The organism is Klebsiella sp. CSG-1 (genome assembly GCF_056521145.1).
The window spans coordinates 476245-497071 of sequence record NZ_JBWNLD010000004.1 but is presented as its reverse complement, the minus strand read 5'-3'; the positions used below and the strand labels follow the sequence as shown (position 1 = coordinate 497071).

Below are 20827 nucleotides of genomic sequence, written 5' to 3'. Positions count from 1 at the left end.
TTCCCCGGCAGCATCGCGACCCCGGCAGCCGGGGTCGCGATGGGCTTGCCCCATTCCTGATGCAGGACTGCCGCGCTATTTCGCTCTGAGTCGAAACAGCCCGTGAAGCATCGTCTTTCTGGCGCCAGGGGGGCCGTCGCGTCTTGCAAAGCTTGCCGACAGCCGATCCAGCAGGATGGCAATCAGCACCACCACGAAACCACTCTGTAGGCCAGTGCCAATTTCCAGCTGTTGGATACTGCTCAAAATATCGTTACCCAGCCCGCCGGCCCCGACCATCGACGCGATAATCACCATCGACATAGCCATCATGATCGATTGGTTTATGCCGGCCATAATCGAGGGCTGCGCAGCGGGCAACTGCACTTTCCACAGCAACTGCCACGGCGTGCAGCCAAAGGCGATGCCCGCTTCGATGCGCGAAGCGTTGACCTGGCGAATACCTAAATCGGTCAGACGCACCACCGGCGGCATAGAAAACAGAATCGTCGCGAAGATCCCCGGCGGGCGGCCAAGCCCGAACAAAATCGTCGCGGGTATCAGGTACACAAAGGCGGGCATGGTCTGCATAAAATCAAGCACCGTGCGAATGATCCTGCCGGTAGCCGCGCGTCGCGCGCTGCAGATCCCGAGTGGAATGCCGATCAGCAGGCTGAAAAACGTTGATGACAGGGTCAGCGCCAGCGTCACCGCAGCGTGCTCGCTGTAGCCGCTGTAAATGATATACAGCGAAGCAAGCAGGGCAAACAGCGCAAAACCTTTGCCAATCCGCCATGCGCCCAGCCAGACCGCGATGATCACCAGCCCCCACGGCGAAAGCGCATTTATCACGCTCTCAAGGCCCCCGGCAAAGCGGTCGATAGCCCCGGCAAAACCGTCAAAGCCACCGCCGGCGTGTGCCAGCAGGCGTTGTACTGCATCGTCAATCTGACGACTAAAATCGAGGGGGTAGCTCATGATGGCTCCTGACGCGTTGTCCAGATATCGGCATAGCTTTCGGCCAGCTGCCAGCGCGAAACGTCGACCCCGGAGAAAAAGTGTTGCACATACGCGGTCGCCGGCGCGTTTATCAGCTCTTCCGCGGTGCCAACCTGCACCAGCCTGCCTTTTTCCATAATCGCAATCCGCGTTCCGAGGCGCAGCGCCTCTTCCATATCGTGGGTGACAAAGACGATGGTGCGCCGGGAATGTGCCTGTAGCGACAGCAGCAGCGTCTGCATTTCACGGCGAATAATCGGATCGAGCGCGGAAAATGCTTCATCCATTAACAGCACGGTGGGGTCCATGACCAGCGCGCGCGCAAGCCCGACCCGCTGTTGCATGCCACCGGAGAGCTGAGGCGGGTACTGTTCGGCAACGTCGGCAAGCCCGACTTTTGCCAGCATCTCGTTCGCTTTTCGGTAGCGCAGATCCCGGGATTCGCCGGCTACTTCAAGGCCGAACGCGACGTTATCCAGTACGCTGCGTTCATCAAACAGCGCGAACGACTGGAAAACCATGGCGATATGGCGGCGGCGCAGGGCGATCAGCTCGGATTCCCGCAGCGCGGAAAGCGTTTTACCCTGGAAAATCACCGAGCCGGAACTGGCCGGGAGCAGGTGGTTAAGCGTGCGCAGCAATGTCGACTTACCGGAGCCGGAAAGACCGACAATGACAAAAATCTCTCCGCGATATATTTCTAAATTGATATCGCTCAAGGCATTAATCGCCGCGCTTTTTGGCGCTGTTAAGAAAAAACGTGTATTATCGCTGGAATAATAATTTTTATTAACGGATTGTAACTCAAATATAGGTTGTAACATGGCATCGTGTTTATTTTAGGGTGGCGTTAAAAAACTAACATATAAAACCGTCGAGCGCGCTAATCTATTTCGTCAAATCAATATGCGTTTTCTGTCTTAGCTTATTTATTTTCTGGTATTAGATGACCGGAAGCGTGAAAACTCCAGGCTTCATCCAATAACCATGCTTTGACTTTTTCCTGCTGCGCCGAGACCGGTTTAGCATTGGCGGAAATCAGATAATAGCCCCGTTCGGTACGGTGCATCGGCCCGCATTGCACCAGCTGTTTACTGGCAAGAAACGGCGCGATCAGCGGCTGCCAGCCGAGGGCGATCCCCTGGCCTTCCAGCGCCGCCTGGATCACCAGGGAATAGGCGTTGAACGTCCGGGAGGCGGCATGATTTTGCCCGGATACCTGATGCTGGCGGAACCAGTCGTCCCACGTCATCCAGCGCTGGGGCCGGGATTCCGGCAGCTTCAGCAGGGGATAATCCAGCAGAGATTCGGGGGTGGAGACCGACGCCATTTCTTGCTTAATCTTTTGATTGCAAACAGGAATGACAATCTCAGGGAACAGCCGCTGGCTCTGCGTTCCGGGCCAGTTTCCGTGGCCAAAATAGATCGCCAGATCCGCGTTACTATCGCGAAAGTTATAGTCGTTGGGCGAAGTGGTTATCTGTACCTCCACCCCCGGAATTAACGCTTGCAGCCTCTCCATGCGGGGTAAGAGCCAGTAGCTGGCAAACCCCATATCGGTATCGATACGCAGGACATTGCGCTGCAGACGCGTGCGTTCAAACTGCTCGCTGATTTCCAGCAGGCTACTGCGGACGATCAGATACAGACTATTGCCGGATTCGGTGAGCTGGACGCCGCGATGACGGCGTTCAAATAGCGGTGAATTAATCAGATTCTCCAGCATCTGAATACGCTGACTGACCGCCGGCTGCGATAGTCCGAGTTCATTTCCGGCGGCGGTAAAATTACCTAAACGCGCCGCCGCTTCAAATACCACTAGCGCCTGTAAAGGCGGAAGCTGTAATTTTCCTGCCATAAATTCACCTTATGTCATGATAAAAAAATAGCCCCTTCACAGGGCCTGTTGATACATGAGATAAGGCTAACACGTTTTATTAATTATTTTACTGTGCGGAAAGGTCATGCTTATAAATAAACCGAATATCGTTATTCTGATGGCCGATCAGTTAACGGCCAGCGCCTTAAGAGCGTATGGCAATAACGTTAGTCTGACGCCAAATATAGATAAATTAGCTCGCGAAGGGGTGGTATTTGATTCCGCCTATTGCAACAGTCCGCTGTGCGCGCCATCGCGTGCATCGTTGATGACCGGGCAGTATATTTCCCGTAATCAGGTGTATGACAACGCCGCCGAGTTCCATGCCGACTCGCCAACCTTTTGCCATTATCTGCGCGAACAGGGCTACCGCACCTGGCTGTCGGGGAAAATGCACTTTTGCGGCCCCGATCAGCTGCACGGTTTTGACGAACGGCTGACGACGGACATTTACCCCGCCGATTTTGGCTGGACGCCGGACTGGAAACATCCTGAACGCCGACTCGACTGGTATCACAACATGAGTTCGGTGCTGGAAGCAGGCGAGTGCGTGCGTACCAACCAGCTTGATTTTGATGATGAGGCCTTATTCCTCGCCCGCCAGCGCTTGTATGACGCCGCCCGTCGCCCCGATGAACAGCCGTTTATGCTGCTCCTGTCGCTCACGCATCCCCACGATCCTTTCGCGATCCCCAAACGCTACCTCGATCGTTTTTCGCCAGATGACATCGATATGCCGGTTACGCGCGGCAACGATATTGCAGACGATGCGCATTCGGCGCGGATGCGCGCCATGTATCAGCTGGAACCGGGCTTAATCCACGATGAGCATATTCGGCGCGCCCGTCATGCCTACTACGGCGCTCTGGCCTACGTTGATGATTGCTTTGGTGAAATGGTGCGCACCCTCGAAGAAACGGGGCTGGCCGAAAATACCGTGGTTATGGTGATTGCCGACCATGGCGAAATGCTCGGCGAACGTGACCTGTGGTACAAGATGAACTTCTTCGAGAACGCCGTACGCGTGCCGTTTATCGTGCATAACCCCACGCGCTTCGCGCCCCGTCGGGTCAGCGAAAGCGTCTCGCTGGTGGATCTGTTGCCTACGCTTGTCGAGCTTGCCAGCGGCGAAGATCGCAAAGCGCAGGCTATCGCTCCGCTGGATGGCAACAGTCTGGTGCCGCATTTACAGGGGCTACCCGGGCCGGACGGGGCGGTGAGCGAATACCTGGCCGAAGGCGCGCTTGGGCCGATGCTGATGTTTCGCCGGGGGGAGTGGAAATATATTCATTCAGTCAGTGAGACGCCGCAGCTGTTCAATTTACGCGACGATCCCCACGAGCGGGTGAATCTGGCGACGAATAACAATTATCAAGCGGTCGCGCAGGCGTTCGTCGATGAAATCGCGGCGCGCTGGGATCTTGATGCCCTCTATCACCAGGTGCTCGCCAGTCAGCAAAAACGCCTGTTTTTAACCCAGGTCGCCGGACGGGATGCCATTCCAGACTGGGACTATCAGCCGTTTCAGCGCGCATCGACACGCTATATCCGTAACCATCAAACGCTGGATGAACAAGAGGCGTTCGCTCGCTATCCTTCTCCCGCGAAACACCAGGAATGATAATGAAAATGAAACGCATGACCCGACTGATGCTGTTGGCGGCCGCCGGCTGGTTGCCGCTGAGTGGCTTCGCCGCCGATGACGCGCGTTGCGCCACCGTCACACAGTCCGATCCGGGCTGGACCGATATTGCGGCGACCAATGCCCTTTCCGGGACGATACTGAATGCGCTGGGCTATCGGCAAAAAGTACAAAACCTGTCGGTGGCGCTGGCGTTTCAGGGGCTGAAAACCGGCCAGGTTGACGTATTCCTCGGCAACTGGATGCCCGCGCAGGCGCCGGTGATCGGTAAGTTCACCGCCGATGGCGCGATTAAGGTGCTCGGCAGCAATCTCCCGGCCGCGCGCTTCACGCTCGCCGTACCGGATTACGTCGCCGCCGCAGGGGTAAAAGACTTCGCCGACCTGCAAAAATTTGCTGATAAGTTCGGCCATAAAATTTACGGCATTGCCCCCGGGGCGCCGGCTAACCTCAGTCTGAAGAAGATGATCGACGCGCATGATTTCGCCCTGCAAAACTGGACGTTGGTGGAGTCCAGCGAAAGCGGCATGCTGGCGCAGGTGGCGCGCGCGGTGGAACGTCAACAGTGGATCGCGTTCCTGGGCTGGGAGCCGCACGCTATGAATACACGCTTCAGGCTGGTCTACCTGAGCGGCGGCGACAAGTACTTTGGCGCCCACTATGGCAGCGCTACGGTGAATACGGTGACGCGCAAGAATTTTGCTGCTGAATGTCCGAATCTGAATCGCTTTTATAGTCAACTGACCTTTGACGTCGGGCTGGAAAACGCGGTGATCGCCCGTATGCTGGACCAGCAGCAAACGGCGCAGGAGGCGGCGCGCGAAGAGTTAAAACGCCGTCCGCAGCTGCTGGATAGCTGGCTGGATGGGGTGACGACGCGCAGCGGCGAACCGGCGAAACCCGCGGTTATCAGTTATCTCGGGCTATGAGTCATCATATCAATCGCTTCCAGCTGATGGCAAAACCGTCAGGAGCGGTGTGCAATATCGACTGCACCTACTGCTACTATCTGGAAAAGCAGCGGCTCTATCCGCAGCGGCAGGCCCACTGGAAAATGGACGGCGCGACGCTTGAAAACTACGTGCGGAAAAATATCGCCAGCCAACCTGCGCCAACGGTTGATTTTCACTGGCAGGGCGGCGAGCCGACCCTGCTCGGGATTGACTTTTTCCGCGAGGCGCTGCGATTACAGGAGCGCTACCGCGGCGGGAAGCGCATCAGCAATGTTTTTCAGACCAACGGAATTAACCTTGATGATGACTGGGCCCGGTTCCTGAAACAGCACGGTTTTCTCGTTGGTCTCTCTCTCGACGGCGATCGTCTCAGCAACGATGCGTATCGCCGGACGCGCGCCGGGAAAAGCACCTTTGACGCCGTTATCCGCGGCCTGGAGGCGCTGAAGCGGCACCATGTGGAGTTCAATACTTTGACGGTGGTGAATGCGGAAAACGTCAAACGGCCGTTGGCAATCTACCGCTTTCTTAAGCAGATCGGCAGTCGCTATATGCAGTTTATTCCGCTGGTGGAACGGCGAGCCGCACAGCCCGATGCCAACGGTTTGACGCTGATTTCCCCTGATTTTTCCGCGCAGTGCCGGGTGACAGAATGGTCGGTCGCGGCCAACGCGTACGGGCGCTTCCTCAACGCTATCTTCGATAGCTGGGTACAAGACGATATGGGAAGCGTTTTCGTGATGAACTTCGAGCAGACGTTGGCAAAAATGGCTGGCAGATCCGGCTCCTGCGTGATGAACGAAACCTGTGGCGACAATCTGATTGTGGAGTCCAATGGCGATATCTATTCCTGCGACCATTTCGTTTATCCCGAGCATAAGCTGGGCAACATCAACCACAATAGTCTCTCCGCGCTGGTTAACTCGGCGCAGAATATCGCCTTTGCCCAACGTAAGCGGACCCACCTCGGCCGCGAATGCCTTAGCTGTTCGTTCCGTCCGCTTTGCAACGGCGGCTGTCCGAAACACCGTTTCTCACTTTCCGACGATGGACAACCCAATAAGAATTATTTCTGCGACGGCTACATGCTGCATCTGCGCCACGTTTTACCGATCATGCAGACGCTGTTGACATTGATGCGTCAGGGAGACGCGCCGGAAAGGATCAGGCAAACGCTCGCGCAGCATTATTACCGGCAGCGGGAGCGTTGAGGCGGTGACCGGACGCCGCAGTCTCAGAGGGGAGATTGCCATGCTGTTGGTCGAGTGGTCCGGCGGACAGAATTGACGGGCGACGAATTTGCGCCATTTTATTTCTGCATTGCGCAGGATTTCGATGTGGGACAGGGATAAATGGCCGCGTGTGGTGCATAATAAATGCAGCCCATCTGTGACCGCTAATACCCGCAGTCGGGGCGAATATAACCTGAAGAAGCATTCATTTCGAAGTTAGTGTAATATGTGCGACCACGTTTGCAGGCGTGTCTCAGTCGTGACGGTTATCAGGCGTCGGCTGTGGTGCCCCTTCGGGACAAAAGTATTGACCCAACAACAGGTGATGGAATTTATTAACCTGTTGTTTTATAAAGTATACCAGACGCCTGGGAAGGCGACACCTTAAGGAAGCTCAATGAGCGAGAAATTACAGAAAGTGCTGGCCCGCGCTGGCCACGGCTCCCGCCGTGAAATTGAATCTAAAATCGAAGCTGGCCGCGTCAGCGTCGATGGTAAAGTCGCCACCCTCGGCGATCGTGTAGAAGTGGTTCCTGGTTTAAAAATTCGTATCGATGGTCATCTGATTTCGGTGAAAGAGTCCGCTGAGCAGATTTGCCGCGTCCTGGCCTATTACAAACCGGAAGGCGAACTCTGTACGCGTAACGATCCGGAAGGCCGCCCGACGGTGTTTGACCGTTTGCCGAAACTGCGCGGCGCGCGCTGGATTGCGGTGGGGCGTCTGGACGTCAACACCTGCGGTCTGCTGCTGTTCACGACCGATGGCGAACTGGCAAACCGTCTGATGCACCCGAGCCGCGAAGTGGAACGTGAGTATGCCGTGCGTGTGTTCGGTCAGGTTGATGACGACAAACTGCGTCAGCTGTCTCGCGGCGTGCAGCTGGAAGACGGCCCGGCGGCGTTTAAAACGATTAAGTTTGCCGGTGGCGAAGGGATTAACCAGTGGTACAACGTCACGCTGACCGAAGGGCGCAACCGTGAAGTGCGCCGCCTGTGGGAAGCGGTTGGCGTGCAGGTCAGCCGCCTGATTCGCGTTCGCTACGGCGATATTCCGTTGCCGAAAGGCCTGCCACGCGGCGGTTATACCGAGCTGGATCTGGCGCAAACCAACTACCTGCGTGAGCTGGTTGAACTGCCTGCGGAAACCACCTCGAAAGTCGCGGTAGAGAAAGATCGCCGCCGCATGAAGGCGAATCAAATTCGTCGCGCGGTGAAACGCCATTCCCAGGTGGGGAACAGCAACAACCGCCGTTCGGGCGGCAGCCGTAGCAACGGCTAATCTGATTAAATCCGGCGGGCACCCGCCGGATTTCTCTGCGCTACCCTCCTTGCATGTGATTCCTTTCACACTTCTGCATAAAGACAAAAAACAGGAAACGCCCGGACAAATAACGCAAAGTACGGTTTCTGCTATCACCATATACTGTCGACACTGATTACAAAAACAGGTAGCCAAAAAATGGATACAGCAGGAAAGTTATCGGCAAGCTATGTGGTTATCGGCGTGAAAGAGAAAATAGGTTACGGCTTTGGTGACTTTGCTTCCAATTTATCTTTCGGCTTTGTCTCTCTGTTCTTACTGTTTTTTTATACCAATATTTACGGCATCAGCGCGGTGCAGGCCAGTCTGATATTTGTTATAGCCCGGGTCATTGATGCCATCTTTAATATTTTGATCGGTTTTGCGATTGATAAAACGCACAGCCGATATGGCAAACTGCGTCCCTGGTTATTATATGGGGCGATACCGTTAGGTTTTTTAACGGTGTTGTGCTTTGTCCCCTTCGGTGGTGAAGCGAAATTTTATTTTGCGCTGATCTCTTATACGCTGTATTGCCTGGCATATACCTCGGTCAACACCCCCTATTCGGCGCTAACCAATCGTCTGACGCAACATGAAGCATCTCGTTCATCGCTGTCGGTATATCGGTTTGTGCTGGCGATTGTCGGTTATCTCATTGTTTCAACCACCGCTGATATGCTGATCTCGCCCTTCACCGATAAGCAATCAGGGTATGTCTTCGCGGTCTCTTGCTTTGCGCTGCTGGCAACCTTTTTGTTCCTCGCCTGTTTCGGCATGACCCGTGAACGGGTGGGTGAAGAGGAAGAGACTCCTGCGCCATCGCTGCGGGAAATGCTGCGGGCGGTGATGGGGAATGCGCCGCTGCTTAATTTATCGCTGTTTACGGTATTCTTCTATATTGCCTATACCGTGTGGATGGCGATTGCGATCTATTTTATTAAGTACATTATCGGCAGTGAAGGCTATACCGCCACCTTTTTCCTGATTCAGTCTGGCGCCTATATTGTCGGCACCGTTATTTCAGAAAAAGCGATAGCGCTGATGGGTAAAAAGAAAATGGCGTTGGTGGCGCTGCTAATCGGCATTTTTGGGGTGCTGATGCAGTATTTTGTTGCCGGGCATAACCTGTGGCTGATTATGACCGGGGTGTGTCTCTACAGTATTACGCTGGGGATGGGTTTTGTAGCCATGTGGTCAATGATTGCGGATACCGTGGAATATGCCGAGTGGCATCATGGTGTACGTACCGAAGGCGCAATTTATGGTTTCTTTAACTTTATTACCAAAATTGCGATGGCAATCGGCGGCGGCTGCGCGGGCTGGATGCTGGACTACTATCAATATGATGCCGGCAATATTAGTGCCAGCGCAATTAACGGGATTAATATTTTGATGACGTTATTCCCCGGGGCAATGTTTGCCATCAGCGCGATATTTGTCGGATGTTACTCGCTGGATGAAAAAACGTATCGCGAGATTGTTCACAAAATTAGCCTGCGTAAACAGAATGCGCTTTAACCTCAGGGAGCCAGAGATGAATACCGAATTGAATACCCTTATCGCGGCGATGACCGCAGAAGAGAAAGTTGCGCTGTTGACCGGGAGCGGGCTGTGGCGGACGGCATCCCTGCCACAGCATGGCATCGATGATATCGTGATGACCGACGGCACCTACGGCGTGCGCTACAGCAGCGCGCAGATCGACGGCGACGAAAAATGGAGTATGGACGACTTTATCTCGGTGATCACGCAGACCGCTGACCGGGTCAACGGGGAAGAGCCTGCGGCAAAGGGCGGTAGCGAAGCGCTGTTCAGTCCTTCGTTGCCGGCGACCTGTTTCCCCAACGGATCCAGCCTGGCCTGCTGCTGGGACGTAGACCTGGTGTATCAGATGGGGCAGGCGCTGGGACGCGAATGTCAGCAAATGGGCGTAGGGATTTTGCTGGGACCGGGGATCAATATTCGCCGTACGCCGCTGGCCGGACGAGGCTACGAATACTATGCCGAGGACCCGGTAGTCAGCGGGGATATCGCCGCAGCGTTAATCAACGGTCTGCAGCAGGAAGGGGTTGGCGCCAGTCTGAAACACTTTGCGGCGAATAATTCTGAATACCGGCGTACCGAAATGGATTCGATCATCGACGAACGGGCGCTACGCGAAATCTATCTGGCCGGTTTTCAGCGGGCCATCGCCAAATCCCGCCCGTGGACGGTGATGTCCTCCTATAACCGGCTTAATGGCGTGCAGACATCGCAGGATCCTTTTTTACTCACCCAGGTATTACGCGATGAGTGGGGCTACGATGGGCTGGTGATGTCCGACTGGTATGGCATTAAAGACCGGCCGGCATCTCTGCTGGCGGGGAACGATCTGGCGATGCCGGAAACCCGCCGCGACAAGCAGACGCTGCTGGCGGCCATTCACGCCGGTGAAGTGCCGATGGCGGTTGTCGATCGCGCCTGTCTGCGGATGTTGACGCTGTTGGATAAGGTTCAGCGCCATCGTCGCCCGCAGACGCAGGCCGATTTCCCGGCGCATCATGCGCTGGCGCAGCAGCTGGCGGCAGAATCTATCGTCCTGCTGAAGAATGACGATAACCTGCTGCCGCTGCGGGCGGAATGCACCCGCCGGATTGCCGTTCTCGGCAAACCGGCGCAGGAACCGGTGATTCAGGGATCGGGCTGCGCGACCACGGTGCCCTGGCTGCTGGATCGCCCGCTCGATGAAATTTTTGACCTCGCCGGGGATGATTTTAGCATCTCCTGGGCCATTGGCGCCCCGGACGACCTGCGTAGCGACCCGCAGGCGCTGGCAGAAGCGCGAGCGGTAGCTCAGGCGGCGGACGTGGCGATTATCTTTGTCAGTACCGCCGTCGGCGAAGACGGTGAAAACGGCGATCGTCAGGATCTGAACATTCTGGCGGTACATGAGCAGCTGATTCGGGAAGTGGCAACGGTTCAGCCCAATATCGTGGTGGTGCTGGCGAACAGCGATGCGGTGGTGATGCCGTGGATCTCTGAGTGCAAAGCGCTGTTGGAAACCTTCTTCGCCGGGCAGGGGATGGGCCGGGCGGTGGCCGAGATTTTGTTCGGTAAACGTAATCCCTGCGGCAAACTCACGGTCACAGTACCTGACAGCCTTGAAGAGACGCCCGCCTGGCTGCATTATCCCGGGGAAAACCTGCGTCATCATTATGGCGAAGGACTGTTTGTCGGCTATCGCTATTATGATAAACGCCGCATGACGCCGCGGTTTCCGTTTGGCTTCGGCCTGAGCTACACCCGATTTGCCTATCGCGATATCCGGCTTTCGGCGTCGCGCGTCGGGGCTGATGAGACCCTCACCGTCTCTTTCGATCTGACCAACTGCGGCGAGTGCGAAGGCAAAGAGATCGTGCAGCTGTACGTCAGCGCGCCGGTCGGGGAGTTGATTCGTGAAGAGCAGGCGCTGAAAGGGTTCTGTAAGGTGTCGCTCGCAGCCGGAGAAACTCGCCGCGTCACGCTGCAGCTGCCGGTCGCTGAGCTTGCCTGCTATCATCCAGGGCTGGCGGATTGGGTGGTGACGCCGGGGCGCTGGCAGATTCGGCTGGGTAGCTCCTCTCGCGATCAGGCGCTGAGTGCGGAAGTCGAGGTAGATTGTCCGCCGCGCTATGTCCCGCTACGTGATGATAATTCGTTGCAGCAGTTAATCCAGCAGCCGGAGGCGTTCGCGCGGGTGGTGGCGCTGATTGCCCGTAAGAGTCAGCGGCCGCCGGCGCAAATCCGCGAACGACTGATCCAACTGGCACCGGACCTGTTCTGCGGGCTGCTGATCGCGCTGACGGAGTTTTTAGCGCTTGATATTGACCGCGATGAGCTGAATGCCGCGCTTAAAGGGACGGAATAATCGTCCCGTGACAGGAGATGATGCGTGTTTCCATTTTCCGTGACACATCCACGTTCGGCGACAGAGACCGGGCGCCATACGGCGAACAGTGGCTATGAGCTGATTGCCTTTGATGCTGAAAAGCTAAATGTCTTTGCGGCCGAGGTGCGCTACTGCGAACCTCACTGGCACCCGGCGCCAGAGCTTATCACCGTTCTGAGCGGGCGGTTTTCTATTGTCGTCGGCCAGCAAAGCGTTGAGATGGTTGAGGGGGACATGCTCTATATCAACGCCGAGGCGGTGCACTCGCTGCGTGCGGAAGCGGCGGGGAGTTCGCTGGTGACCGTCCAGTTTTCCCCCGGTCTGTTCGATGAGCTGCACCCGGCGCCGGTTCTGACCTGGTGTACTCGAGGGCGCCGCCAGAGCGCGGCAGACCGACAGGTACAGCAGTGCCTTTGCGACCTGCTGGCTCAACTGATTGATAATCGCGCGCCGTTCCAGCGTATCGCGATGACCTATCTGCTGCTCGATGCGCTGGTACAGGCCGGAGAACCGGCCACCCAGGTGGAGAGTTCACTGCGCGAAGAGGCGATGATCAAGAAAGGGATCGATTTTATTAATCAGCACTTCGACCAGCCGCTGACCCTGAGCGAGGTGGCGAACCATAGCGGTATGAGCTATTCATGGTTTTCGCGCCTGTTCAAAAAGGTCAGCCGGCATAATTTCAAAGAGTATCTCACCCTGGTCCGGCTGAATAAGGCGAGAACGCTGCTGCGCGATACCCGTACGCCAATTACCGAAATCAGCCACAGCTGCGGCTTTCAGGAACATAAGTACCTGATTGCCGCCTTCAATAAATACTGTGGTCTGACGCCTACGGAATACCGTAAGCGCTTTGTTTCGCGGCAGAACATGATTGAAAGCGCGCTGGCGTTGGGGGAGGATTGCCTGTGTCTGCCGCTGAATCATGCGCTGCTGGAGCGGCTGACGCTTAGTAATCAATCCCCATCTGGGCTTTGATACCGGCATCGAATGCGTGTTTAACCGGCCGCAGTTCGCTGACGGTATCGGCCAGCTCGATAATCTCCCGATGGCAGCCGCGTCCGGTGATAATCACCGTCTGCTGTACCGGGCGATTGCGCAGCGCGGTGAGTACCGTCTCAAGCGGCAAATAGTCGTACGCCACCATGTAAGTCAGCTCATCCAGCAGCACCATATCCAGGGATTCGTCGGCCAGCATCCGCTGCGCGTGTTCCCAGACGGCAAGGCAGGCCGCCGTATCGCTTTCACGATCCTGGGTATTCCAGGTAAACCCGGTGGCCATCACCTGAAACTCTACGCCGTGCGGTTCCAGCAGGTTACGCTCGCCGTTGGGCCAGGTGCCTTTGATAAACTGGATGACGCCCGCTTTTTTTCCATGCCCGATAGCGCGGGTGACGGTACCAAAACCGGCCGTCGTTTTGCCTTTTCCGTTACCGGTGAACACGATAACAATGCCGCGTTCTTCCTGCGCTGCCGCCACGCGGGCATCAACTTTGTCTTTTACCCGCTGCTGGCGTTCACGGTAGCGTTCATCACTCATTGTGCAATTCCTGGTTTACGCCCTGGCTGGGCATCGAAGGTCATTCCCGTCTTGCGACGGCTGTCATCGCCCATTAGCCATAAATAAACCGGCATAATATCGGCGGGGGTTTTGAGCTTTTGCGGATCTTCCGTCGGGAAAGCGTTGGCGCGCATTTTGGTGCGCGTTCCGCCGGGATTGATACAGTTAACCCGCAGATGACGGCTCTGGTACTCTTCGGCCAGCACCTGCATCATCCCTTCTGTGGCAAACTTGGAGGCCGCATAGGCGCCCCAGTTAGCGCGTCCCTGGCGGCCGACGCTGGAAGAGGTGAAGACCAGTGAACCCGACTCCGACTTGAGTAATAAAGGAAGCAGTGCCTGGGTCAGCATAAAGGTGCCGTTGACGTTGACCTGCATCACCTGCTGCCAGACTTCCGGTTTTTGCTGATCCATCGGGCAGACATCGCCCAGCAAACCGGCATTGTGCAGTACGCCATCGAGGCGCGGGTAGTGGACGGCGATCTGCTGTGCCAGCTGCTGGCACTCCTGCGGCGTGCAGGTTAACAGATCCAACGTGAACCAACGTGCCGGAAGCCCGCCGGCCTGGTCTATTTCCTGCGCCACGCTGCGCAGTTTCTCTTCGTTACGTCCGACCAGCACAACGCTTGCGCTGTAGCGGGAATAGGTCAATGCGGCTTCGCGGCCGATACCGTCGCTGGCGCCGGTAACCAGGATAATGCGATCTTTTAATAAATGATGCTGCGGTTGATAGTGCACGGCGACTCCTTAGGCAATCTGCTGACGATCGCGCGTTGTATTCGGTCTCATACTTTTGCGTTTTATGCCTGAAACAGCCGGGCATTGCAATCAGCGAAAGGGAAACTCTTTGCGGAATGAACATCTTGCAACGATTTCATCGTCGCTGAAAAAAACGGGAAGGGGCCTCGCGCACCACACAAAGCGCAGAGACTTCGTCACGCGGGCTGATGTACACTGTGCTTCAACGTCAGTGGTTTGCACAAGGTGAATACGTGGAATTACTTGCTCAATATGGCCTGTTTTTGGCCAAAATCGCGACCGTTGTCGTCGCCATTGCGGTTATTACCGCCCTCATCGTTAACCTGACCCAGCGGAAGAAACAGCGCGGGGAACTGCGGGTAACCAATCTCAGCGAGCAATACAAAGAGATGCGGGAAGAGCTGGCGGTCGCGCTGCTTGATGGTCCGCAGCAAAAAGTGTGGCACAAAGCGCAAAAGAAAAAGCACAAGCAGGAGGCGAAAGCGGCCAGGGCGCGGGCTAAGCTCGGGTCTACGGAGCCAAACAGCAAGCCGCGTGCCTGGGTGCTGGATTTCAAAGGCAGTATGGACGCCCACGAAGTCGCCAGCCTGCGCGAAGAGATCACCGCAATCCTGGCGGCGGTGAAACCGCGCGATCAGGTGATCCTCCGTCTGGAAAGCCCCGGTGGAGTGGTCCACGGTTATGGCCTCGCCGCATCACAGCTGCAGCGTCTGCGCGATAAGCAAATACCCTTAACCGTAGCGGTGGATAAAGTCGCGGCCAGCGGTGGTTACATGATGGCCTGTGTGGCGAACAAAATCGTGGCTGCGCCGTTCGCCATTCTGGGCTCTATCGGCGTGGTTGCGCAGATCCCTAACCTGCATCGCTTCCTGAAGAACAAAGATATCGATATTGAACTGCATACCGCCGGGCAGTACAAACGGACCTTAACGATGCTGGGTGAGAATACTGACGAAGGTCGGCGTAAGTTCCGTGAAGACCTGAATGAGACTCATCAGTTGTTCAAAGATTTTGTCCACGAAATGCGGCCTTCGCTGGATATTGAGGCCGTTGCTACCGGTGAACACTGGTACGGCGTTCAGGCGCTGGAGAAAGGGCTGGTGGACCTGGTCGAAACCAGTGACGAACTGCTTCTGGGGCTGATCGACAATCATGATGTCATCGGCGTTCGTTACCAGCAACGTAAAAAAATGCTCGACCGTTTTACCGGTAGCGCCGCCGAAAGCGCCGACCGTCTGCTGCTACGCTGGTGGCAGCGAGGGGAAAAGCCGCTGATGTAATCAGCGCAGGTGAACAAAACAACGCGAGGCAACTGCCTCGCGTTGGCGTTTTATGCCCGCTAAATATAAGAGGGCTTAATCGGTCAGATGGTATTTTTCTGACAGCGCGTGCGCGAGGTATTTGAACATATTGAATACCGCCGTGCTCTTCGCCGTCGGCAGGCCTTGCTCATCAAGATAAAACTCGCCGCTGAATACCAGAACGCCGTTACGCTGAGCGACGTCAGTAGCTTCGATCCCGGCTAGCGTATCTTCATGTTCACGAATGAGTTTGTTGGCTATTTCAAGCAGCGACTGGCGATCGATAGGTTGGGTTGTACCTTGCATAAGTGACTCCTGTAATTCTTCGTCCGGTAGTTTACGCCGCGCGGCGAGATGGGGCAAATTTTCCATTCAGAGTACAGGGTTAATGGCAAAGCTCTAAGAAACAGGACTTTACTGGCAGGATTTGCTTTTGCATGCTAATAAAGTTGCGTAACGAATTTTATCAGGTACAGTGTGACGCTTTCGGCGATCTGGCAACAGATTTGCTTGACATTCGGCCAAAAATTCTTCGTGCTATGTCACCTGACGAGCAAAAGTCAGTAAACTCAGCTATCTGGTTTTATGGATGTGAAACTGGACGTGCAGAGGGTTGATATCCATCGACGGCGTCGCAACATTTGACGTACGTCGTCAGTGGATGGTGAATCAAAATGTGCGATGTATTCCTGGATGAATCAAATTAGGTAAAGGTGAATATGGGTAAAGCTCTCGTTATCGTTGAGTCCCCGGCAAAAGCCAAAACGATCAATAAGTATCTGGGTAATGACTACGTGGTGAAATCCAGCGTGGGTCATATCCGCGATTTGCCGACCAGTGGCTCAGCTTCCAAAAAGAGCGCCGACTCTACCTCCACCAAAGGGGCTAAAAAGCCTAAAAAGGATGAACGTAGCGCTCTGGTCAATCGTATGGGTGTAGACCCATGGCATGACTGGGATGCTCAGTATGAAGTACTTCCGGGTAAAGAAAAGGTAGTTTCAGAACTCAAGCAGTTGGCGGAAAAAGCCGACCACATCTATCTCGCAACCGACCTTGACCGCGAAGGGGAAGCCATTGCATGGCACCTGCGGGAAGTGATCGGTGGAGATGAAAAACGCTATAGCCGCGTGGTGTTCAACGAAATCACCAAAAATGCGATTCGTCAGGCTTTTGAGAAGCCGGGCGAGCTGAATATTGATCGCGTTAACGCTCAGCAGGCGCGTCGCTTTATGGACCGCGTCGTGGGCTATATGGTTTCCCCGCTGCTGTGGAAAAAAATTGCCCGCGGTCTGTCCGCAGGTCGCGTCCAGTCGGTTGCTGTACGCCTGGTCGTGGAGCGTGAACGCGAAATTAAAGCGTTCGTGCCGGAAGAGTTCTGGGAAATCGACGCCAGCACCACCACGCCGGGTGGCGATGCTCTGCCGCTGCAGGTGACGCATCAGCACGACAAGCCGTTCCGTCCGGTTAACCGCGATGAAACCATGGCTGCCGTTGCGCTGCTGGAGAAAGCCAGCTACAGCGTGCTGGAGCGTGAAGACAAACCGACCAGCAGCAAGCCTGGCGCGCCGTTTATTACCTCGACCTTGCAGCAGGCAGCCAGCACCCGCCTGGGCTTCGGGGTGAAGAAAACCATGATGATGGCGCAGCGCCTCTATGAGGCCGGCTACATCACCTATATGCGTACCGATTCAACGAACCTGAGCCAGGATGCGCTGAGTATGGTTCGCGGCTATATCGGCGATAACTTCGGCAAAAAATATCTGCCAGAGAACGCCAACCAGTACGCCAGCAAAGAAAACTCACAGGAAGCGCACGAAGCGATTCGTCCTTCTGACGTGAACGTGATGGCCGAAGACCTTAAAGGGATGGAAGCCGACGCGCTGAAACTGTATCAGCTGATCTGGCGCCAGTTTGTTGCCTGTCAGATGACGCCGGCGCAGTACGATTCCACCACGCTGACCGTGAAAGCCGGCGACTTTAAACTCAAAGCGCGCGGTCGTACCCTGCGTTTTGACGGCTGGACCAAAGTGATGCCGGCGCTGCGTAAAGGCGATGAAGATCGGACCTTACCGGTCGTCAACCAGGGCGAGAGCCTGAGCCTGGTCGAACTGACCCCGGCACAGCACTTTACCAAACCGCCTGCGCGCTTTAGCGAAGCATCGCTGGTCAAAGAGCTGGAAAAACGCGGTATCGGCCGGCCGTCTACCTATGCGTCGATCATTTCGACCATTCAGGATCGCGGCTACGTGCGGGTGGAAAACCGCCGCTTCTATGCCGAGAAAATGGGTGAGATTGTCACCGATCGTCTGGAAGAGAACTTCCGCGATCTGATGAACTACGATTTTACCGCGCAAATGGAAGACCGCCTCGATCAGGTGGCGAATCACCAGGCCGAGTGGCGTCAGGTACTGGACCACTTCTTCGGTGACTTCACGACTCAGCTGGAAACGGCGGAGAAGGATCCGGAAGAGGGGGGCATGCAGCCGAACCCGATGGTGCTGACCAGCATCGACTGTCCGACCTGCGGTCGTCAGATGGGGATTCGCACGGCCAGCACCGGGGTGTTCCTGGGCTGTTCAGGCTATGCGCTGCCGCCGAAAGAACGCTGCAAGACCACCATTAACCTGGTGCCGGAAAACGAAGTGCTCAACGTGCTGGAAGGCGACGATGCCGAAACCAACGCGCTGCGTGCCAAGCGTCGTTGCCAGAAGTGCGGTACGGCGATGGACAGCTACCTTATCGATCCTAAGCGCAAGCTGCACGTATGTGGTAACAACCCAACCTGCGATGGCTATGAGATCGAAGAGGGCGAGTTCCGCATCAAGGGTTATGACGGCCCGGTGGTTGAGTGTGAAAAATGTGGTTCTGAAATGCACCTGAAAATGGGGCGTTTTGGTAAGTACATGGCCTGCACCAACGACGAATGTAAGAATACGCGCAAAATTCTGCGTAACGGCGAAGTCGCTCCGCCGAAGGAAGATCCGGTTCCGTTACCGGAGCTGCCGTGTGAGAAGTCGGACGCCTGGTTTGTTCTGCGTGATGGTGCGGCAGGTGTTTTCCTTGCGGCAAACACCTTCCCGAAATCGCGTGAAACGCGTGCGCCGCTGGTGGAAGAGCTGTATCGCTTCCGCGATCGTCTGCCGGAGAAACTGCGTTATCTGGCCGACGCGCCGCAGCAGGATCCCGACGGTAACAAAACGCTGGTGCGTTTTAGCCGTAAAACTAAGCAGCAGTACGTAGCGTCAGAGAAAGAGGGCAAAGCGACCGGTTGGTCCGCCTTCTATATCGACGGTAAATGGACTGAAGCGAAGAAGTAAGCGTAGTTCTCTCCGTGAAGGGCCGCGATGCGGCCCTTTTTCTCACTGATTTTCCTGCCTTATTCGCCATCCTCTGACGCCGGACGGCGGCCTTATAACCAGCTTATTATTTTTCGTTAGTATCTATACACTGTAGATATAAATGATATAGTGGTTATAGCTAATCTCTTTTTTATTATTAAATCGTCTTATACATCATCGTGTTCAGGATGCTTTGTGGCGCCATAACGGCGAGTCGCAGGGACGGCAAACGTGCAGCTTGCCGGCAGGCGGCCTGAACGTAAAGTGTATGAACGAATTCATTTTACGCGTTAACGGATATCAGCCATGAAACTACAGCAGCTCCGCTACATCGTTGAGGTTGTTAACCATAATCTGAATGTCTCCTCGACTGCCGAAGGCCTGTATACCTCACAGCCCGGTATCAGCAAGCAGGTACGCATGCTGGAAGATGAGCTCGGTATTCAGATTTTCGCCCGTAGCGGCAAACATTTAACTCAGGTGACGCCGGCAGGTCAGGAGATCATCCGCATCGCCCGCGAAGTTCTGTCGAAGGTCGATGCGATTAAGTCGGTCGCCGGCGAACATACCTGGCCCGACAAAGGCTCGCTGTATGTGGCCACCACCCATACTCAGGCCCGCTATGCGTTACCCGGGGTGATAAAAGGCTTTATTGAGCGCTACCCGCGCGTCTCTTTGCATATGCATCAGGGATCGCCGACGCAAATTGCGGAAGCGGTGTCAAAGGGGAATGCTGATTTCGCGATCGCCACCGAAGCGCTGCATCTCTATGATGATCTGGTCATGCTGCCGTGCTATCACTGGAACCGTTCGATTGTCGTGACGCCTGAACATCCGCTGGCCTCCCGGGGTTCGGTGACGATTGAAGAGCTGGCCCAGTACCCGCTGGTCACCTATACCTTTGGGTTTACCGGCCGCTCCGAGCTGGATACCGCCTTTAACCGCGCCGGGCTGACGCCGCGTATCGTCTTCACCGCCACCGATGCTGACGTTATCAAAACCTACGTCCGTCTTGGCCTTGGCGTCGGGGTGATTGCCAGCATGGCGGTGGATCCGGTCTCCGATCCCGACCTGGTGAAGCTTGATGCTAACGGTATTTTCAGCCACAGCACCACGAAGATAGGTTTCCGCCGCAGCACCTTCCTTCGCAGCTATATGTATGATTTTATTCAGCGTTTTGCGCCGCATTTGACGCGAGATGTGGTGGATACCGCGGTGGCTCTGCGCTCGAATGAAGATATCGAGGCGATGTTCAAAGATATTAAACTGCCAGAAAAGTAGACTTATAAATAATAATGGCATCCTTGCGGGGATGCCAAAACCTATTATGGCCGATAATCGAAGCGCTAAACCTCGTATAAATCACAATTTTCGTTAACTCCTCGTACCACAATTTCAAATATACCTATCGCGATCAAAATAATGGTCAAAGATATCCATTTCTAAGAGAATTAACTGGATTAATCGAACAGCCATAATTAAGATTTAATCGTACCTGATAATTTTAGCGATTGGTGGTGATAAAATGATTAGTGATATCGATTATATGAAGTTTGCGATGTCACAGGAAAGTGACAAAACGGAGATTGATCCTGTGTTAAGGAGTAGGGCCTGGAGTGCCGTCATTCTTGGGCTGGCGATGTTCTGGAGTATCATCGCGCTCGTCGTCTGTAACGTTTGGATCATCAGCTGAGCCTGCATTTTCTGAATATGAATATATGTCATTTTTATGACGGAGAAATCGCAACGAATTATTCACTTTAATATACTAACGGCAACAAGGAGGAGTTATTTCGCCACGGTTTTTTTTCATCAATAATCCATTCTGTTGAACTAATCGTCAATCCACCGGCGATTAGTTCTTTTTCTTTTGCTCTCTCGTATAAATTTCATCCGCTCTCTATCCGATCCATCAATCTCTTTCAACATTCTCCCCTGTTGTTATTCAGCTTTTCTGTCCCTGGTGATTTTACCG

At 55.1% G+C, this 20827-nt stretch carries 17 protein-coding genes; 11 read left to right on the top strand and 6 right to left on the bottom strand.

Annotated features, from left to right (window positions below):
* Window positions 1–75: 75 nt before the first annotated feature.
* The 3 genes from AC007G_RS13250 to AC007G_RS13240 form a co-directional block, all read right to left on the bottom strand.
* Complete coding sequence (locus tag AC007G_RS13250; protein WP_047664741.1) at window positions 76–957, bottom strand: ABC transporter permease; 882 nt, start codon at window positions 955–957, stop codon at window positions 76–78.
* A complete protein-coding gene (locus AC007G_RS13245; protein ID WP_223306618.1) occupies window positions 954–1697 on the bottom strand; it encodes an ATP-binding cassette domain-containing protein in 744 nt (247 codons plus the stop codon). The genes AC007G_RS13250 and AC007G_RS13245 overlap by 4 nt, the downstream gene beginning before the upstream one ends.
* Before the next feature lie 206 nt (window positions 1698–1903).
* Window positions 1904–2836 carry a LysR substrate-binding domain-containing protein gene (locus AC007G_RS13240; protein ID WP_142631117.1) on the bottom strand — a complete coding sequence of 311 codons (933 nt, stop codon included), beginning with the start codon at window positions 2834–2836 and terminating at the stop codon, window positions 1904–1906.
* 106 nt (window positions 2837–2942) lie between these two features.
* Between AC007G_RS13240 and betC the strand changes: the two genes are divergently transcribed.
* From betC to AC007G_RS13205, 7 genes are all read left to right on the top strand, one after another.
* Window positions 2943–4478, top strand: a complete 1536-nt coding sequence (gene betC / locus AC007G_RS13235; RefSeq protein ID WP_032695876.1) for a choline-sulfatase — start codon at window positions 2943–2945, stop codon at window positions 4476–4478.
* A gap of 2 nt (window positions 4479–4480) precedes the next feature.
* Window positions 4481–5428, top strand: coding sequence for a choline ABC transporter substrate-binding protein (choX, locus tag AC007G_RS13230; RefSeq protein ID WP_228724100.1), 948 nt, complete (start codon window positions 4481–4483; stop codon window positions 5426–5428).
* The gene (locus tag AC007G_RS13225) at window positions 5425–6663 is read left to right on the top strand and encodes an anaerobic sulfatase maturase (RefSeq protein WP_142631116.1); all 1239 of its coding nucleotides are present in this window, start codon (window positions 5425–5427) and stop codon (window positions 6661–6663) included. Before choX ends, AC007G_RS13225 begins: the two co-directional genes overlap by 4 nt.
* Window positions 6664–7081: 418 nt before the next feature.
* Window positions 7082–7963 carry a 23S rRNA pseudouridine(2605) synthase RluB gene (rluB, locus tag AC007G_RS13220; protein ID WP_004861010.1) on the top strand — a complete coding sequence of 294 codons (882 nt, stop codon included), beginning with the start codon at window positions 7082–7084 and terminating at the stop codon, window positions 7961–7963.
* A 180-nt stretch (window positions 7964–8143) separates the two neighbouring features.
* Window positions 8144–9505: an MFS transporter gene (locus tag AC007G_RS13215; RefSeq protein WP_479466610.1), complete on the top strand. Its 1362-nt coding sequence runs from the start codon at window positions 8144–8146 to the stop codon at window positions 9503–9505.
* A 16-nt stretch (window positions 9506–9521) separates the two neighbouring features.
* Complete coding sequence (locus AC007G_RS13210) at window positions 9522–11873, top strand: beta-glucosidase (protein WP_136895336.1); 2352 nt, start codon at window positions 9522–9524, stop codon at window positions 11871–11873.
* A 24-nt stretch (window positions 11874–11897) separates the two neighbouring features.
* Complete coding sequence (locus AC007G_RS13205; protein WP_032688114.1) at window positions 11898–12872, top strand: helix-turn-helix transcriptional regulator; 975 nt, start codon at window positions 11898–11900, stop codon at window positions 12870–12872.
* Here the strand turns inward: AC007G_RS13205 and cobO are convergent.
* Window positions 12844–13434: a cob(I)yrinic acid a,c-diamide adenosyltransferase gene (cobO, locus tag AC007G_RS13200; RefSeq protein ID WP_032688113.1), complete on the bottom strand. Its 591-nt coding sequence runs from the start codon at window positions 13432–13434 to the stop codon at window positions 12844–12846. The genes AC007G_RS13205 and cobO overlap by 29 nt on opposite strands.
* The gene (locus AC007G_RS13195; RefSeq protein WP_032688112.1) at window positions 13431–14192 is read right to left on the bottom strand and encodes a YciK family oxidoreductase; all 762 of its coding nucleotides are present in this window, start codon (window positions 14190–14192) and stop codon (window positions 13431–13433) included. The genes cobO and AC007G_RS13195 overlap by 4 nt, the downstream gene beginning before the upstream one ends.
* Window positions 14193–14446: 254 nt before the next feature.
* Between AC007G_RS13195 and sohB the strand changes: the two genes are divergently transcribed.
* Window positions 14447–15493, top strand: coding sequence for a protease SohB (gene sohB, locus AC007G_RS13190; protein ID WP_142631114.1), 1047 nt, complete (start codon window positions 14447–14449; stop codon window positions 15491–15493).
* Between the two features lie 75 nt (window positions 15494–15568).
* Here the strand turns inward: sohB and AC007G_RS13185 are convergent, their stop codons facing one another.
* Window positions 15569–15820: a YciN family protein gene (locus tag AC007G_RS13185; protein WP_004861030.1), complete on the bottom strand. Its 252-nt coding sequence runs from the start codon at window positions 15818–15820 to the stop codon at window positions 15569–15571.
* Between the two features lie 413 nt (window positions 15821–16233).
* On the opposite strand from AC007G_RS13185, the gene topA reads away from it, so the two are divergent.
* The 3 genes from topA to AC007G_RS13170 all read left to right on the top strand — a co-directional run bounded on the left by topA (window position 16234) and on the right by AC007G_RS13170 (window position 20545).
* Window positions 16234–18831: a type I DNA topoisomerase gene (gene topA, locus AC007G_RS13180; RefSeq protein WP_032688111.1), complete on the top strand. Its 2598-nt coding sequence runs from the start codon at window positions 16234–16236 to the stop codon at window positions 18829–18831.
* A gap of 327 nt (window positions 18832–19158) precedes the next feature.
* The gene (cysB, locus tag AC007G_RS13175) at window positions 19159–20133 is read left to right on the top strand and encodes an HTH-type transcriptional regulator CysB (RefSeq protein ID WP_004861036.1); all 975 of its coding nucleotides are present in this window, start codon (window positions 19159–19161) and stop codon (window positions 20131–20133) included.
* Between the two features lie 244 nt (window positions 20134–20377).
* Window positions 20378–20545: a YmiA family putative membrane protein gene (locus AC007G_RS13170; protein ID WP_071999999.1), complete on the top strand. Its 168-nt coding sequence runs from the start codon at window positions 20378–20380 to the stop codon at window positions 20543–20545.
* Window positions 20546–20827 lie beyond the last annotated feature (282 nt).